The sequence below is a fragment of the Nitrosomonas europaea genome, from assembly GCF_900167395.1.
Lineage (GTDB): Bacteria > Pseudomonadota > Gammaproteobacteria > Burkholderiales > Nitrosomonadaceae > Nitrosomonas > Nitrosomonas europaea.
In genome coordinates, this window is record NZ_FUWK01000008.1 from 1 (window position 1) to 15,681 (window position 15,681).

Consider the following 15,681-nt stretch of genomic DNA (forward strand, 5'->3'; position numbering starts at 1 on the left):
CATTCCGGCGCAAGATTTACCAGTCCATTGAAGAGTTACAACACGATCTGGATGATTGGATGGCGTACTACAACAGTGTGCGGACTCACCAGGGAAAAATGTGCTGTGGACGCACCCCGATGCAAACTTTAATTGACGCAAAGGAGATATGGGACGATAAAATTACCGAATTGAATAACTGAATCTGATCTAACAGGCACTCGTCAAATCGGGTAACTGTCAGATCAGATCTCAACTACTACAATTTATTACTGACTTTATTATCCGGCTACATGTGTAATAACCTGCATTCAGCAAGATTTTGAGCCAGCAATAACTACATCTATCCACCCCTGCAAACCAGCATTAACTGCAAATGAACCTGCACTTATTCCTATCGACCTGCATTTGATCTTCACAAACCGACAATAACTGCGACTGACAAAACATTCATTACCTACCTATATAATTAACAGAATGTCATTCTGTGCTATACCCTAACCTGATGTCAGGATACGTCACGCATAAGCGTCAGAATAGGGTTTGCATGGCAATTAATTGACATTTCTAATCAAAAGTAATAGATTTCACTCTGACACATATTACTTTTGGAGTTAACTTGCCAGGTAAGCGCATTGGTTATGTTCGGGTCAGCAGCTTTGACCAAAATCCTGAACGGCAACTGGAAGGCATTCAGGTTGATCGCGTGTTCACTGATAAGGCATCGGGTAAAGATATCCAGCGACCACAACTCGATATGTTGCTGGATTTTGTGCGTGAGGACGATACAGTCGTCGTCCATAGTATGGATCGCCTGGCACGCAACCTAGATGACCTGCGTCGTCTGGTACAAGATCTTACCGGTCGTGGTATCCGAGTCGAATTTGTCAAAGAAGGATTAATTTTTACCGGTGAAGATTCTCCGATGGCCAACCTGATGCTGTCGGTCATGGGATCTTTTGCGGAGTTTGAGCGTGCTCTGATCCGCGAACGGCAGCGCGAAGGTATTACACTTGCCAAACAGCGAGGTGCCTATAGGGGTCGCAAGAAATCGCTGAACAGCGAACAGGTTGCGGAATTAAAGCGAAGGGTCGTAGCAGGCGAACAAAAAGCGCTCATCGCCCGCAGCTTTGGTATCAGCCGCGAAACGCTTTACCAATATCTGAAAACAGTAGATTGAAAAGCCACGCCATATTGATTGTGCGTCTGAATCTCGTTGAATGCAGGTCGGATCATTTATAAATGCAGGTTGTTACAGGTATGAATCGAGAGATTCACGTACCGTTGCGTGAGAGCCCGAGGATGAAATTCCCTTGGGCTACTCGACCAATTATAACTTTATCTGCCACCGGTTTTATTTATTTGAAATTATTCCTCTGGCTTTGAGTGAAACTAAAGCCTTTTTAAGTTCTTTCTCGGTTAACTTGCCATTCAATTCATTGTTTAAGTCATCAATGTTCGGCCATGCATGTCCATATGCGTTGAGGAAATCCTCTTTTTCGTAAGCTCTATAGTCCACAATGATTGGCCTTCTCTCCAAAATATATATGGTCTCAAACACCATTTTTTCATCAGGATCTTCTATTCTTTCATATGCTAATACTATTGATTTTATAAATTCCCACCCTGCGATGCCGGGCGCAATCCACGCCAAGGGTCCTGTAATAGGTGTTAAAGCATAACCTGCGGCGACAATTCCTAGAAATTTAAGTAGGCCGTCTTTGGAGGCTTTACCAAGTTTATATACACAAAATTGGCGCAGTCGAAAAGCAAGTAGATAATCTTCTCTTGGTTGGGTTATGTAATTTGTTTGAAAAACTCCTGCTAATGCGCGATGAGTTTCGTTTTCTATTTTGTAATTGCTGCTTAATTCTTTTATAAGATCTAATTCCAACATTACTTTTGACTGCAATGGAATTATTTCTGTGAATGAAGACAATGCCGATGGTATGTCAGTATTAAACACCCATTCTTCTGAATTAACGAGGGCATAGGCTTGCATAGTAGAAATCATTTTTTTGTTAACTGTCTTTTTCAGAATAGGATTGCACTAGGGTCTGTTGACATTTCGCTCTAAGTTCTTGCACTAGAAAAGAAAACTCGTATTGTAAAAGCTCTCACACCGTCACGATACGAGTTTTCAATGCCCCGTTAACTGCTCAGCGACGAGCATTGGTCGAAGCTGCGTAAGATTTTGCGGCAGATGGCCATCTATGACAAGCCCGATCTACGTCTGACCGTCGAGGGTATGCTCTACCGTATGCGGGTAGGCTGTCCCTGGCGAGACCTGCCCGAGGCATTCGGCTACTGGAACAGCATCTACAAACGCTTCAATGCCTGGTCTGCTGCAGGCAAGTGGGTCAACCTGTTCAAGGCGCTGGTGGTTGAACCTGAAATGCAGGTCGCATAGGCATAATTGCGACTGACTGAAGATTATTTACAGACGCATAAACTAAACTGAATATCATATTCTGAGGCCACCTATACAGCCAATTGAGTGCTATCAAGTTCTGATATTTGGTGCAGTCGTCTTCTGAAAATGACAATATCTAGCGGGAAGATCATGTCGAGATGGCGCATATTCCCGCTATTGATATTACCCGGTACACCGTCGATCAACAGCTTGATGCCGTTGATGTAGCCTTCGCCGTTGAAGGCGCGGAAGGAGGGCTTGCCGGATTCGGCGCCGAGACGGAATTCGGTCGACTGTATGCCGGGCATCTGGCCGATCAATTCCCAGCTGTTCATCACGTTTTTGTCCTGCACACGCTCGGCACCCATTACGTCGACCGAAGTCAGGATGCTGCGTGTTGGCAAGGAGCCGGTGTTGCCGGAATTGACCGTCACTTCCCCCAGTACGACCATTGACTCCTGTGCCTGAGCGCTGGACAGCGCCAGGGCAATCAGCCAGACGAGCCGGCTGGGTTTGAATCCGGATTTTTCATTGAGCCAGCCGATGCGCCATACGTGTGCTGGACTTCTGTCGCCAGTCGAAATATCGTGTGCCGATCTGATTTCACTGCTCCTGTTCTGGTACGTAGATCATCGAACCATCCTTGAGGCGAAAAGCTGTTCCGGCTTTGGTGCCTTCTCCTTCTCCGATCTGTCCCGTGGATTTGTAATGTTTCAGTTCCTCACCTTGTTTAATGATCATTTCCATGGATGGTTTGCCGGGATCCTTGATGATCACCGCGTCCTGCAGCGTGAACGGATTGAGCGGGTTTTCCATCACTGCGATCAGCAATACGGCGATGATCACGAGAAAGACATCGATGATATTGACGACACTGAGGATCGGATCATCTCCATCTTCATCTTCCAGGATTGAAAGCGATCTGCGCTCAGCCATGAACGACTCCATCCAGGTGAGTGGGTACTTCATGTGAACCGAGGATATGCTCGAGTTCCTCCAGCAACCAGCGCCGACGGATAGTGAGCACGAAATACGATAGAGAAGCCGTGAGCAGGGCAATGATTACTGCAGAAAAGGCGACGATCAGGCTTTCGGCCATTCCTTGCGCATTCCCTGCAGATACCGCAACAAGTGCGGGACCCATTGGAATCATGGTAGCCACCAGCCCGAGCATCGGAGCAACCCGGCTGGTGATGCGCAAAGGCTCGATCAGACGGAGCAGTTGCAGCTCCAGCATTTCCTGGGTGGCGGCCGGATGAGCATGCATAAAGAGGACGAGTGGCTGTCTCTGCCTGCTGCCGACAGTACGCAGCAATGTATCCATCAGCAGAGTGCCTGCAGTAAACAGGGCATAGATAAACATCAGGCCAAGCACGATCAGGACGGGTGTCAGAAACAGCCGGGAGATTTCATAAAATAATGATTCAAGCGCATTCATGGTTTTTTAAGTCAGGTCAGTCAGGAATTTTTGTGTTTAAGAAAGTTTCAAGCCGGAGAATGCCTGCCGTTCCCGGTAGGTGCGCCAGGACTGGTAGACAGCGCCTGCAGCGATGATGCCGATGAGCAGCCAGGCATAATTCCACAGGATTTCTTCGATCATTGGCTGAACAGGGGTCTCGACCATTTGCTGGCCGCGTACGATGTCCGCAGTCTGTTGTGGTTCAGGTTGTGGATTGGCTTGGCTTTCAACAGGGGTATCGGGGGTATTCAGACCATAGCCGGCTGCCAGTTCAGCGACATATGCTTTGAAAGTGGCGTTGTCGGTCTGGATATCATGGCGATTTGCGATGTCGGTATAGACCTCGACCAGTTCGCGTCTGGTCTGTTCGCTTGCTTCCCAGTAATCCTTGCGGATAGCTTCCAGCATGCGTTCAGCGATCTGGGCCAGCGCGGCAGGATTCGATTTCTCGAACCAGTCACGCATGTCGAGGTTATAACGGTCGGCAATATAGCTCTGGTGAAATTCCTCCCATTGATCATCCCGGGTGATATTACGATCCATGACCTGCCATCCCCAGAAGTTGTTGATCGTATCGAGCATCTGCAATGTTCCGGAATAGCCTTCTTTCTGCATTTCCCTGATCCAGTTCGGGTGCTGGTAAACCGCACGCAATTCCCTGGCCATGAATTTTTCTGCCGACTCAAGCCTGGCGCGTGCCGGATCGCGCAGATTGGAAATATAGAGTTGCGGGCTCGTCCCATCCAGATGCCGTACTGCCATCGATATTCCTCCCAGATATTCGAATGGATGATCCGTATCGAGCAGGCCGCGCAGGTTGGATGAACGTGAAAACACTGCAGCACTCGTGCCGCGCAGATGTTCCGCGTAGGCGTTTATTTCGTTTCCTTTGCCATCGGTAAGTTTCTGGCTCCAGTGTGCCGGGTTCGGCCCGTAAGCCCAGGACATGCGTGACAGATAGAGGTTCTCGAGCTTGCCGTCCTTCTCGTCCCATTTATCCGAAGCCAGAGTGGCTTGGGTCAGGCGTGTGCTGTAGTCACCACTTTCATTGCCAAAAATACGTGTCAAGGCAAATTCCCTGGCCGTTTCAGGTGTTACTCCCAGCTTCTTCAGTTGTGCCCGGATACGCCGGGTATTGGCACGTATGGGGTTGTCACTGTCGGGTTCGTCCTGTTCAGCCAATAGTGTGATTGCCTGGTTGAATCGTTCCATTACATTTGGAAACTGGTCACGATACAGTCCGGTCAGTGAAATGACCGTATCGATACGGGGACGCCCCAGCTCGCTCAGGGGAATGACTTCCATACCGGTTACCCGCCCGCCCTCATCCCATACAGGTCGCACACCCATGGCATAGAATATCTGTGCCTCGAGCATGCCGAGATGGCGCATGGTTTCAGTGCTCCACATCGAGAAGGCGAGTTTTTCCGGAAATTTGTCGTGCGTGAGTTTGTAGCTGGCAATCAATTGTTCGACTGCCTGCCCGCCCGCTTCATAAGCCGCACGAGTGGGGACTCTTCCAGGGTCGAATCCGTACATGTTGCGGCCGGTCGGCAGTGCATCCGGGTTGCGGATCGGGTCTCCACCATACGAAGGATCGATCCAGCGCGATGATAATCCTTTTACGATTGAATCGATTTCCGGGGCTGCGTGCAGATTCATGCGAAATGTGCGGCCGCGTTCAGCCATCGCTCGCAATCCGGGATCGTTGATATCGTTCAGTGGCTGATCGGAGAAGACATACGTCTCAACGAAACGATAGGGTTCGGATTGCTGAATTTTGCGGTAATCTTCGCGCAGCAGAGTGCGGGCATCTTCGATACCCAGCAGATCGTAGAGGGGTTGCCCGAGCATCTGCATGACGTTGCTGATCTGATGAGCCTGTTCCGCATCGCGTCCGAGAGTATGCAAACCCAGTGGCTGCTGGGCTGTCCCGAGATCTTCGAGATAATCTTCGATGTCCCGCAAAAAATTGTCGAAATTTCGTTCCAGATCAGCGACTTTCCATTGCATATCCTGATGGATATTCATTCTGACTGCCTGCTCGATGATCAGCTTGCGGTTATTGTCGCGCACCAGGCCTTGATCCAGTGACTGGTATTCCCGGATCAGGTCATTGAGCCGGACGAAATCATCGGAGAGACCAGCCGGAGAAAAGGCAGGCGTCTGATGGCTGATGATGACCCCGCGTCCCCGGCGTTTGACGTGAATGGCCTCGCCGATGTTATCCACGATATAGGGATAGATCACCGGCAGGTTGCCAACCAGAATGTTGGGATAGTCATACGCCCACAGACCGCGCTCTTTCCCCGGTGTCCATTCCTGGGTACCGTGTGTGCCAAAATGTACGATGGCATCGGCGCTGAATTGTTCGCGTATCCATAAATAGCTGGCGAGATAGGCGTGCCCGGGAGGTTGCCGGGTATCGTGGAACAGTTTCTTTTCTTCTTCCATACCCGCCATTTCGCCGCGTGAAGGCTGCGGCATCACGACCAGATTGCCCAGTTGCATACGCGGAATCACGAATCCATTTACGCTATCCTTGTGCGCAAGCCACACGCTTTCTTCCGGATTTCCCCAGCGAGCTTCGATGTCATTTCGCACCGATTCCGGCAAGGTTGCATACCACGCGCGATAGCGGGCAAGCGGGAGGAAATCCCAATGCGGGGTGCGCATCAGTTCCGGAATACCGCCAGCACGATAGGCTGGTCGCAGCATCTGTCCGACCGTATCGATCATTTGTTGTTCGGTTACGGCTTCAAAGGCATAGCCTTCCGAACGCAGATGTTCTACCAGATATTCAAGTGACCTGGGTACGTTCAGATTGGAGGCTCCCTGGTTTTTCTCACCAGGGGGATGATTCCAGAACAGCAAAGCGACACGTTTATCGGCATTGGCCCTGAGGCTGAGACGTGCCAGATTGATAGCTTTGCCGACCAATAGATCCAGCTGTTCCGGCAGAGGAACGAATTCTCCACCTTCGTTGGTAGTGAGTACGACCGGGTCCTGCAATCCGATGTATTCGGCGGTAGTCAGCGTAAAGGGAACGAAGTAGCTGCCGATCCCGGCGCTGTCCTTCAGATAGTCGGTGCGTGTACCGCCGCGGTAGGAAAGGACATTGATAGCCGGTATACCGAGTGCCTGATGCCATGCCTTGCGGTTTTCCGGAGCGCTGCCAAGGAAAGTATTGACGAGTATGACCTGCGGGATGATTTTTCCCTGATAGGTGATGAGCGGCTCATCGATTGTGATATTCCGACGTTCGGCAGGATTCGGGAAATCGGCACTTCCGCGTGGCTGAACGATATCAACGGGATTTTCCCGGGAGTTGTCTGCTCCGGCGCCGGCGGATCCTCTTTCGCCAAAACCTCGGTTGCCAGTTGCCCCGGGTCGCCTGTTAGATTCATTGGAACCCGATACCTGCACGGTTGACCCGCGTGATATGCGCGTGCTGCGGTAAAACACGAGCGGCAATGCGCCTGCCTGCTCCAATGCCGACACGACTTCGTCCAGCATGCGTGTCTGTCCGTCGGCGATATAGGTGGAAGGGATTTCCATGGCGATCACCGGTCTTTCCAGTGCAGGGTCTGCCATCTGTTTTTCCCACCAGTTCAGATACTCGGGCAGTGTCGGAAAAATACTGTCGGCATGCCCCGGGTGATAAATGCCACCATCAGGAAGATCTGCCGGGGGTGGTACTTCGCTCAGATCACCTCCCTGCATCCAGATGCGCAGATAATGAAAAAGCCTTTCCCGGTTCACTTTCTGGCCGGCTACATAATAGCCGTAGAGTCGTTCGGCAATTTCCGGTGCCAATCGTATCGGGCTGATCTGGCCGCCGAAGGTTTGAAAGGTGACGACAGGTACAGCAGTTTCGCGCAGCAGCTTGCCGGCGATATGTTCGATTTGTGCCTGATCTTCGGCACGGGGAGCATCGATGATGACCAGCCGTGCTTCTGCCAGTGCCTTGCGCACTCCCTCTTCACCTTCCCGGTCTGCTTGTACCCAGTGCAGATCGATCCCCGAGCCCTCCGAAGCAGCTTGCATCAGACGGAACTTGTGTTCCAGGACGAACTGGGTCGACAACAGGGCGACCTTGTGTGCAAAAGCGGCAGGGGCTAGCAGTATCAGTGTGATCAGGAGAAATATTCGTTTCATGTATCTGTTGTCATGTACAAAGAATGTAAATCGGTTACCGCCATCAGATTGATACATTCCATGCCGTCCCGGACCAATTGGCTGTAAGTGGTTTCTGCTGATAGGAACGTGTCGTCATTTGGCTGGATGCCGTGTGTCAGAATCGCAAATTGACTTGCGCGACATAGTTGCGGCCAGTACTGATCAGCGATTGGAAATAGCGCTCATTCAGCAGGTTGTTTGCGGCAAAGCTGAGCTCGGCCATTTTGTTCCAGGTATAAATGAGTTTGGTATCGAGCAGCCAGAAAGCCTGATTTCCCCCGTAAACATTGTGAAAGACATCGATGTTTTCTGCGGTATTGAAGGATTTTGATACATGACGGCCGGTCAGGCTGCCTGACCAGTCGTGCCAGTTGGTTTCCAGCCCGGCAGTCAGGATATGTTTAGGGCTGTTTGGCATCCGTTTGCCTTCGGAATCGGGGCTGGCGCTGTTTTTCAGTGTTCTGGCGGTTGGCGTCCAGGTATAGTTGGCGTGGAGCTTGAGCCAGCCGGTCAGTACCTGATCGACCGAGAGCTCGATTCCGCGTGTGATCCCTGTCCCTGCATTGACATCGGTCGCTTCCCGCAGGGTAGTGGTAAATGTCAGATTTTTTGAAGTAATGAGATCGAACAGGCGGTTTTCAAAGAAAGTGGCCTTGAGCCGGGTGCCGGTTGCAGCCAGGTGTTGTTCGATGCCTGCTTCCCAGGAGAGTGCGGTTTCAGGTTTCAAACTGGCATTGGCATAATTTATGACAACTCCTCGTCTGGAATCGGCAAACATATCCTGCAGTGTCGGCGGGCGGAATGCGCGTCCGGCCGAGGCACGCAGTACTCCGCCTTGCCAGGGTGCCTGATACACCAGTGCAAGTTTCGGGCTGATTTCAACGACTGACTGTTTTTCGGTAGGTTTGACCACGCCAGTCTGCAGATTCCTGCTTTTCCCTTCAGCCGTCCACCAGTCCAGTCGTGTGCCAAAGTAGGCGGTCAGACGATCGGTCAGAAAGATTTCATCCTGAACAAAAAATGATGTAGTCAGGCTTTCCGAGTCGCCGGTGAGGTTGAGGGCGGTGCGAGAATCGATGTCCTGCCAGTTGCTGAGTGTGTATTCACGCCGTTTTAACGTGCCATGTTCAACTTGGAATCCGGTGGTGAGAAAGTGACGGTCGCCGAGATGAAACGAATACATTCCCTGGCCGTTGATCAATTGCTGGGGGCGGTGTGCGGAGGTGCCCGGGCCACCATCGAATGTGGAATTCTGTCCGACCAGGGTTGACCAGTAACCGCGCGACAGGTGATTGAAGCTCAGTGAAAATTTGGAATGATTGGCAAATTCATGTTCGAAATCCAGAAAGCTGCGCAGATCATCTTCGTGGGTTTCGGCATTCAGAAAAAGTGAAGGAGTGATTCGGCCCAAGATTGTTCCACCAACATTGACTGTGCCGCTGATAACCGTATTGCCGCCGGGATCACGCAGATATGAGGTCGGATTTTCCGATCTGACATCAGAAAAAAGGTAGCGCAATCCGCCCGAGATGCGGGTAGTCGGACTGAAATCATAATAAGCTTTGATTTGTCCGACATGGTAATTCCACGGCACGTTGCCACGATCTCCGATCTGGAAAGTGGGTGTACCATTGGTAGTGTGCGTCGGGATTGCACCGGTGACGCGAGTGCCTTGCGGACCTGCCTGATTGGTAGCCGGATCGCTGAAAGACCAGCTGTCCCTGTAGCCACTGCTCGTTTCATAGCGATAGCCGATGCTGATGGCTAGCCCGTTATCGAAAACATCACGATAAACTGCGCTGCCGTAGCCACTTTCAGGTGAATTGAACTGGTAGCCGCCAGTCAGCGAAATTTCTTTTTCGGTTGGCTTCTTTGAAACCACCCGGATGACACCGGCAAAAGCATTGCCGCCATAAAGCGCAGAAGCAGCACCCGGAATGACTTCGATGCGTTCGATATCTTCCGGAAACAGGGTAGCCCAGTTGAAGGTTCCGAATGCGGGGTCGTTCATTTTCTGGTTGTCCAGCAAAACCAGCGTTCTTGAGACACCTGAGACTCCGCGGATCGAAATACGGTTGCCGCGATTTGCCGAGGGCGCCTGGCTGCCCTGACTGGCTCCCCAGATATAGACGCCTGGTGTTTCCTGCAGGATGTCACCGGCACGGCGTACGTTGCGTAACCGGATTTTTTCTTTGTCGAACAGGTGCAATGTGCCGGGAATTTCTTCGATGGATTTATCAGAGAGTGTGGCTGAGATGACCATGGGATTGAATACGACAGGTTCATCTTTCTTTTTGGAGATACCTGCTTCGTGTGCAGCGTACAGAGCGTTGGGAGATAACGGCAGTGTGAGGTTTGAAACGAGGAAAATACAGGCGGTTTTCTTCATGATAAACAAGTCGTTGTTGAATTCTTTTTTTCATTATTGTGTTTAACGCGTTGTTTGATCAATGTGACAAATTGTCGCAGCCAGGGCGTCTGCAGCATTTCCTGAGGCAAATTTCAAGGTCATCGACGGATGAACGGGGAGTCTTTACGGGTCGATAATTGCCTTGCAGCTGTGGGGAATGTATGAGGGTTCGATATGCCAATGCGACAATTTGTCACATTGACCCTGAATCGGAAAAAAATAGAATATTTATGATCGATTTCGAGGCAGTACAGGAGTTGCGATATTGCTGTTTCGATTTCGTTGTCTGAAATTTTGAAAATAAATGACTTTATCCGTTTGTGTAAGGATATTGGTGCATCTGTTTATGTTGATGGGATAAACTGTATATCAGTGGATTTTTGAAGAGAGGTTTTGATAACCTATTGGAAACATTGGTGTAATATAAATTTCTGTTTTTATGAGTTGCAATTCTTGCTATAATGGCAAGCATGGTTTTGAGGGTGGGCTGGTTAGCCCATTTTTTATTTGTGGTGAGACTATGTCATTGTTTGAGCTGCTCGAACCAACGATTGCGGGCATGGGATACGAGCTGGTCGATATCGAGCAGTCTGCTCCTGGCAGGTTGTTGCGGGTATTTATCGATAAAAAAGAGGGATCGATAACGCTCGACGACTGTGTTGCTATCAGTAATCATTTGAGCCAGTTGCTGGCAGTCGAGAATATCGATTATAACCGGCTTGAGGTTTCTTCTCCGGGTCTGGATCGGCCATTGAAGAAAAAGGCTGATTTTGTTCGTTATATGGGGGAATCGGCGCGGATCAGGCTGCGAATCGCCTTGCAGGGGCAAAGAAATTTTGTGGGAACACTGGTCGAAGTGAATGATGATGTCCTGACATTGAATGCTGATGGAAAATTGTTGCAGATTGAATTGAGAAACCTGGAAAAGGCTCGGCTGATTCCAAAATTGTGATTCTGGTAGATCTGACGATGGGTTTGGGGTTGAAAAATAGGGCTGGAGGAATATGAGCCGCGAGATTTTACTGTTGGTCAATGCTTTGGCGCATGAGAAGAATGTGGATAAAAATATCGTTTTTACCGCACTCGAAATGGCGCTGGCTTCTGCTGCCAAGAAGCATACCCGGGATGATATTGACGTGCGTGTCTCGATCGATCGTGATACCGGTGGATTTCACTGTTTTCGCAGATGGCTGATCGTTGCAGATGATCCGGTAGAGCACCCGGAGCGGCAAATTACGGTGAGTGAGGCTGTAGGGCGCAATCCACAGGCTGTTCCTGGGGAATATATAGAGGATCTGATGGAGGATGTCACTTTTGACCGGATCGGTGCACAGGCTGCCAAACAGGTCATTTTCCAGAAGATACGTGATGCCGAGCGCGAACAGAATCTGAATGATTTTCTTGATCGCGGGGAATATCTGGTGTACGGCGTGATCAAGCGTATGGACCGTGGAAATGCAATCATTGAGTTTGGCAAGATCGAAGCAGTTCTGCCACGCGACCAGATGATTTCACATGAAAATCTGCGCATGGGCGACCGTGTCCGTGCCTATCTTCTGAGAATCGATCGGTCGGTGAGAGGGCCACAGCTGGTATTGTCCAGGACTTCACCGGCGTTTCTGGCCAAACTGTTCGAGCTTGAAGTGCCCGAGATAGAAGAGGGGATTCTGGAAATCAAAGCAGCAGCGAGAGATCCTGGTTCCAGAGCAAAAATCGCTGTCAAATCGAATGACAGTCGCGTGGATCCGATCGGTACCTGCGTGGGTATGCGCGGTTCGAGAGTACAGGCAGTTACCAGTGAGCTTGCCGGTGAGCGGGTGGATATCATTCAGTGGTCGGATGATCAGGCCACATTCGTCGTAAATGCTTTGGCACCCGCTGTGATCAGCAGCATCGTGGTGGATGAGGAGAAGCATTGTATGGATATCGTGGTGGATGAGGAGAATCTGGCTCAGGCCATCGGCCGGGGCGGGCAGAATGTCCGGCTGGCATCTGAATTGACGGGCTGGCAGCTCAATATCATGACAGAGGAAGAGTCACAGGAAAAAACTGAAGAAGAAGCTGCTTCCATTTGTGAGCTGTTCATGGAGAAACTTGATGTCGATGAAGACGTCGGGCGTATCCTGGTGGAAGAGGGATTCTCCACTCTGGAAGAGGTCGCCTATATTCCAATTGAAGAAATGTTGGAAATACAGGAGTTTGATCGTGAGACAATTGAGGAGTTACGTAACCGTGCCCGTAACGCCTTGTTGACGGATGCCATTGCGACTGAAGAAAAAATTGGCCATGCGTCCGAAGCGCTGCTTGCCCTGGAAGGAATGGATATCGAGCTGGTGCGTGAATTGGCGGAAAAAGGGATCAGTACTCAGGAAGAGCTTGCTGATCTGGCGGCAGATGATCTGGTCGAATTGACGGGCATAGACTTTGAACGTGCAAGTAAAATTATCATCAAGGCACGTGAACCCTGGTTCGCATGATTCCCGGTCAGGGCCGGATAGTCTCGTACATGCGGGCAGGGAAAAGGGAATGTTTGTTGTGTTTTCGGATTTTTGTTGGATTTGAAGTAAAAGGTTGCTGATGACTCAAATGACTGTAGAGCAATTTGCGCATGATCTGGGTATGTTACCCGGCTTGTTGCTGGAACAGCTTCAGGCTGCCGGGGTAGATAAACGTTCTGCAGCAGATTTTGTCACGGAGCAGGATAAGACCCGGCTTCTCGATTATCTGCGTAAATCGCATGGAAGTAGCGGACCAAGAACCAGGATCACTCTGGCGCGTAAACAAACGACAGAGATAAAACAGTCAGACAGCACAGGCAGGCCGAGGACCATTGAGGTCAAAGTCAAGAAAACGCGGGTGCTGACCAGACAGAATGAACCTGAGGTGATTGAAAAAAGTGTGAGTGAAGAACCCGCACCTTTGAAAATGGTCGAAACGCCGGAACCGACGATTGTAAAGTCGGTTGTCGATGCTGAGCAGATGGCCTTGCGTGCTGAAGAAGCCAGGAAAAGATCAGAGTTGATTGCCCGTCAGGCTGCTGAGCTGAAAGAAAAGCAGGAAAAAAGGAGACAACAGGCAGCTGCTCAGGCGAACGTGAAAAAAGAACCGGCCCCGGCTGAGCAGGAATCTGGGCCGGCGACAGCTGTCACGCCGGGATCAGTGACTGAAATTTCATCCAAATTGCCGGAAACAGGTGCTGCAGCCACGCCTGCTACTTCAACTGCTCCAGCGACAACCTCGACGACTGCAGCGACCAAGGGACATGCTCCTCAGAAACCGGTTGTCAAACCGGAAGAGAAGGGTGAAAAGAAAAAGAAGCCAACCAAGCAGGATGCCTGGAAGGATGAGCCGGTCAAACGTCGTGAACCGAAAGCACGTGGTGATCTGTCTGGCGGGCAGGAATGGCGCATGCGTAAGGATAAGCACGGCAAATATAAGTCAGATGAATTGCAATCCCAGCATGCTTTTTCGGTACCTACTGAACCGGTCATTCATGAAGTCTTGATTCCTGAAACTATTTCAGTGGGAGCTTTGGCGCAGAAAATGGCAGTCAAAGCAGCAGAGGTCATCAAGGTACTGATGAAAATGGGTAGTATGGTGACGATCAATCAGATGCTCGATCAGGAAACTGCCATGGTCGTCGTCGAGGAGATGGGGCATATCGCCAAGATTGCTGCGTCGGATAATCCCGAGTCTTTCCTGGAGGAGGTTGATGTATCTTCCGATGAAGCCAGGATGGAACCACGCGCCCCTGTAGTCACGGTGATGGGACACGTCGATCATGGTAAGACCTCGCTGCTCGACTATATTCGCAGAACCCGTGTTGCAGGAGGGGAGGCCGGTGGAATTACCCAGCATATTGGTGCCTACCATGTCGAAACTTCACGCGGGGTGATTACATTTCTCGATACGCCAGGACATGAAGCGTTTACTGCGATGCGGGCTCGCGGTGCCAAGATTACCGATATCGTCATACTGGTTGTGGCTGCGGATGATGGTGTGATGCCCCAGACGATTGAAGCCATTCACCATGCGAAGGCGGCGAATATCCCTATTGTCGTGGCGGTCAACAAAATGGATAAGCCGGAAGCCAATTTTGATCGTATCAAACAGGAACTGGTCAATCATGGTGTCGTCCCCGAGGACTGGGGAGGTGATGCCATGTTCATTGGTGTTTCAGCAAAAACCGGTCTGGGAATCGACGAATTGCTGGAAGCAGTTTTATTGCAGGCAGAAGTGCTGGAACTCAAGGCTGTCCGGGAGGCGCCAGCCAAAGGCGTGGTGATCGAATCCCGTCTGGACAAGGGGCGTGGTCCGGTTGCGACGGTTCTAGTTCAATCTGGCACTTTGAGACGGGGTGATGCGGTTCTGACTGGAGCCGTGTTTGGAAAAATCAGGGCCATGCTGAATGAGCGGGGTAAATCCATCAGTGAAGCGAGTACCTCGATTCCCGTTGAGATTCAGGGGTTGTCAGAAGTCGCAGTTGCCGGAGAGGTATTTATTGCGTTGGATGATGAGCGCAAGGCTCGCGAGATTGCTCTTTTTCGCCAGGGTAAATTCCGTGATGTGCGACTGGATAAGCTTCAGGTGGCAAAAATGGAGGATGTATTCGGTCAGCATGAGGACGTCAGTACACTTAATCTGATCATCAAAGCAGATGTGCAGGGATCTTGCGAAGCACTGGTCTATGCGTTGAAGAAGCTGGAAACCGATGAAGTGAAAATCAATGTCGTGCACAGTGGAGTGGGAGCGATCATCGAATCTGATATCAATCTGGCTCTGGCATCCAAGGCTGTCGTCATCGGGTTCAACTGTCGTGCCGATCTGGGCGCGCGCAAGCTGATCACTTCAACCGGGGTGGATGTGCGCTACTACAACATCATTTACGAAGCGGTCGATGAAGTCAAAAAAGCATTGTCAGGAATGATGATGCCGGATCGCAAGGAAAAAATCCTGGGTATGGTCGATATTCGTGAAATTTACCGGATATCCAAGGTCGGAGTCGTGGCCGGTTGTTATGTGCTCGAAGGATTGATCAAACGTGATGCGCTGGTAAGGTTATTGCGCGATGGTCTGGTCATCCATAGTGGTAGTCTGGATTCTCTGAAAAGATTCAAGGAGGATGTTCGGGAGGTGAAATCCGGTTTCGAATGCGGGCTTTCATTGAAGAATTTCAATGATATTCAGCAGGGTGATCAGATCGAGGTGTATGAGATTGTTGAAACTGCTCGTGTGCTGTGA

10 protein-coding genes and 2 pseudogenes are annotated in these 15,681 nt (G+C 50.5%); 6 read left to right on the plus strand and 6 right to left on the minus strand.

The window, feature by feature from the left end:
* Positions 1 to 182 (plus strand): annotated as a pseudogene (locus B5D58_RS04175) (IS3 family transposase); the annotation flags it as partial.
* A 416-nt stretch (positions 183 to 598) separates the two neighbouring features.
* Positions 599 to 1,159 (plus strand): recombinase family protein, encoded by a 561-nt coding sequence (locus B5D58_RS04180; RefSeq protein ID WP_011111364.1) that lies wholly within the window; start codon positions 599 to 601, stop codon positions 1,157 to 1,159.
* Positions 1,160 to 1,333: 174 nt separating this feature from the next.
* Here the strand turns inward: B5D58_RS04180 and B5D58_RS04185 are convergent, their stop codons facing one another.
* A complete protein-coding gene (locus tag B5D58_RS04185; protein WP_041356530.1) occupies positions 1,334 to 1,981 on the minus strand; it encodes a hypothetical protein in 648 nt (215 codons plus the stop codon).
* 153 nt (positions 1,982 to 2,134) lie between these two features.
* Between B5D58_RS04185 and B5D58_RS04190 the strand changes: the two are divergent.
* Positions 2,135 to 2,380, plus strand: a pseudogene (locus tag B5D58_RS04190) (transposase); the annotation flags it as partial.
* An 80-nt stretch (positions 2,381 to 2,460) separates the two neighbouring features.
* Here B5D58_RS04190 and B5D58_RS04195 read toward each other — a convergent pair.
* The 5 genes from B5D58_RS04195 to B5D58_RS04215 all read right to left on the minus strand — a co-directional run bounded on the left by B5D58_RS04195 (position 2,461) and on the right by B5D58_RS04215 (position 10,419).
* Positions 2,461 to 2,844 carry a TonB-dependent receptor plug domain-containing protein gene (locus B5D58_RS04195; protein ID WP_011111366.1) on the minus strand — a complete coding sequence of 128 codons (384 nt, stop codon included), beginning with the start codon at positions 2,842 to 2,844 and terminating at the stop codon, positions 2,461 to 2,463.
* Between the two features lie 151 nt (positions 2,845 to 2,995).
* On the minus strand, positions 2,996 to 3,328 hold the full coding sequence (locus tag B5D58_RS04200; RefSeq protein ID WP_011111367.1) for a DUF2149 domain-containing protein: 333 nt from the start codon (positions 3,326 to 3,328) through the stop codon (positions 2,996 to 2,998).
* On the minus strand, positions 3,321 to 3,830 hold the full coding sequence (locus B5D58_RS04205; protein WP_011111368.1) for a MotA/TolQ/ExbB proton channel family protein: 510 nt from the start codon (positions 3,828 to 3,830) through the stop codon (positions 3,321 to 3,323). The genes B5D58_RS04200 and B5D58_RS04205 overlap by 8 nt, the downstream gene beginning before the upstream one ends.
* A 36-nt stretch (positions 3,831 to 3,866) precedes the next feature.
* The gene (gene cobN, locus B5D58_RS04210; RefSeq protein ID WP_158297459.1) at positions 3,867 to 8,009 is read right to left on the minus strand and encodes a cobaltochelatase subunit CobN; all 4,143 of its coding nucleotides are present in this window, start codon (positions 8,007 to 8,009) and stop codon (positions 3,867 to 3,869) included.
* 136 nt (positions 8,010 to 8,145) lie between these two features.
* Complete coding sequence (locus B5D58_RS04215) at positions 8,146 to 10,419, minus strand: TonB-dependent receptor (RefSeq protein WP_011111370.1); 2,274 nt, start codon at positions 10,417 to 10,419, stop codon at positions 8,146 to 8,148.
* A 541-nt stretch (positions 10,420 to 10,960) separates the two neighbouring features.
* Here B5D58_RS04215 and rimP point away from each other — a divergent pair.
* The 3 genes from rimP to infB all read left to right on the plus strand — a co-directional run bounded on the left by rimP (position 10,961) and on the right by infB (position 15,681).
* On the plus strand, positions 10,961 to 11,392 hold the full coding sequence (gene rimP / locus B5D58_RS04220) for a ribosome maturation factor RimP (protein ID WP_011111371.1): 432 nt from the start codon (positions 10,961 to 10,963) through the stop codon (positions 11,390 to 11,392).
* A gap of 52 nt (positions 11,393 to 11,444) precedes the next feature.
* Positions 11,445 to 12,917, plus strand: a complete 1,473-nt coding sequence (nusA, locus tag B5D58_RS04225; protein WP_011111372.1) for a transcription termination factor NusA — start codon at positions 11,445 to 11,447, stop codon at positions 12,915 to 12,917.
* Positions 12,918 to 13,017: 100 nt separating this feature from the next.
* Positions 13,018 to 15,681: a translation initiation factor IF-2 gene (gene infB, locus B5D58_RS04230; RefSeq protein WP_041356534.1), complete on the plus strand. Its 2,664-nt coding sequence runs from the start codon at positions 13,018 to 13,020 to the stop codon at positions 15,679 to 15,681.

Bases quoted from the DNA above. Each gene is read 5' to 3' on its own strand.
- B5D58_RS04185 (WP_041356530.1), bottom strand. From the start codon at position 1,981: ATGCAAGCCTATGCCCTCGTTAATTCAGAAGAATGGGTGTTTAATACT.
- B5D58_RS04195 (WP_011111366.1), bottom strand. From the start codon at position 2,844: ATGGTCGTACTGGGGGAAGTGACGGTCAATTCCGGCAACACCGGCTCC.
- B5D58_RS04200 (WP_011111367.1), bottom strand. From the start codon at position 3,328: ATGGCTGAGCGCAGATCGCTTTCAATCCTGGAAGATGAAGATGGAGAT.
- B5D58_RS04205 (WP_011111368.1), bottom strand. From the start codon at position 3,830: ATGAATGCGCTTGAATCATTATTTTATGAAATCTCCCGGCTGTTTCTG.
- cobN (WP_158297459.1), bottom strand. From the start codon at position 8,009: ATGAAACGAATATTTCTCCTGATCACACTGATACTGCTAGCCCCTGCC.
- B5D58_RS04215 (WP_011111370.1), bottom strand. From the start codon at position 10,419: ATGAAGAAAACCGCCTGTATTTTCCTCGTTTCAAACCTCACACTGCCG.
- rimP (WP_011111371.1), top strand. From the start codon at position 10,961: ATGTCATTGTTTGAGCTGCTCGAACCAACGATTGCGGGCATGGGATAC.
- nusA (WP_011111372.1), top strand. From the start codon at position 11,445: ATGAGCCGCGAGATTTTACTGTTGGTCAATGCTTTGGCGCATGAGAAG.
- infB (WP_041356534.1), top strand. From the start codon at position 13,018: ATGACTCAAATGACTGTAGAGCAATTTGCGCATGATCTGGGTATGTTA.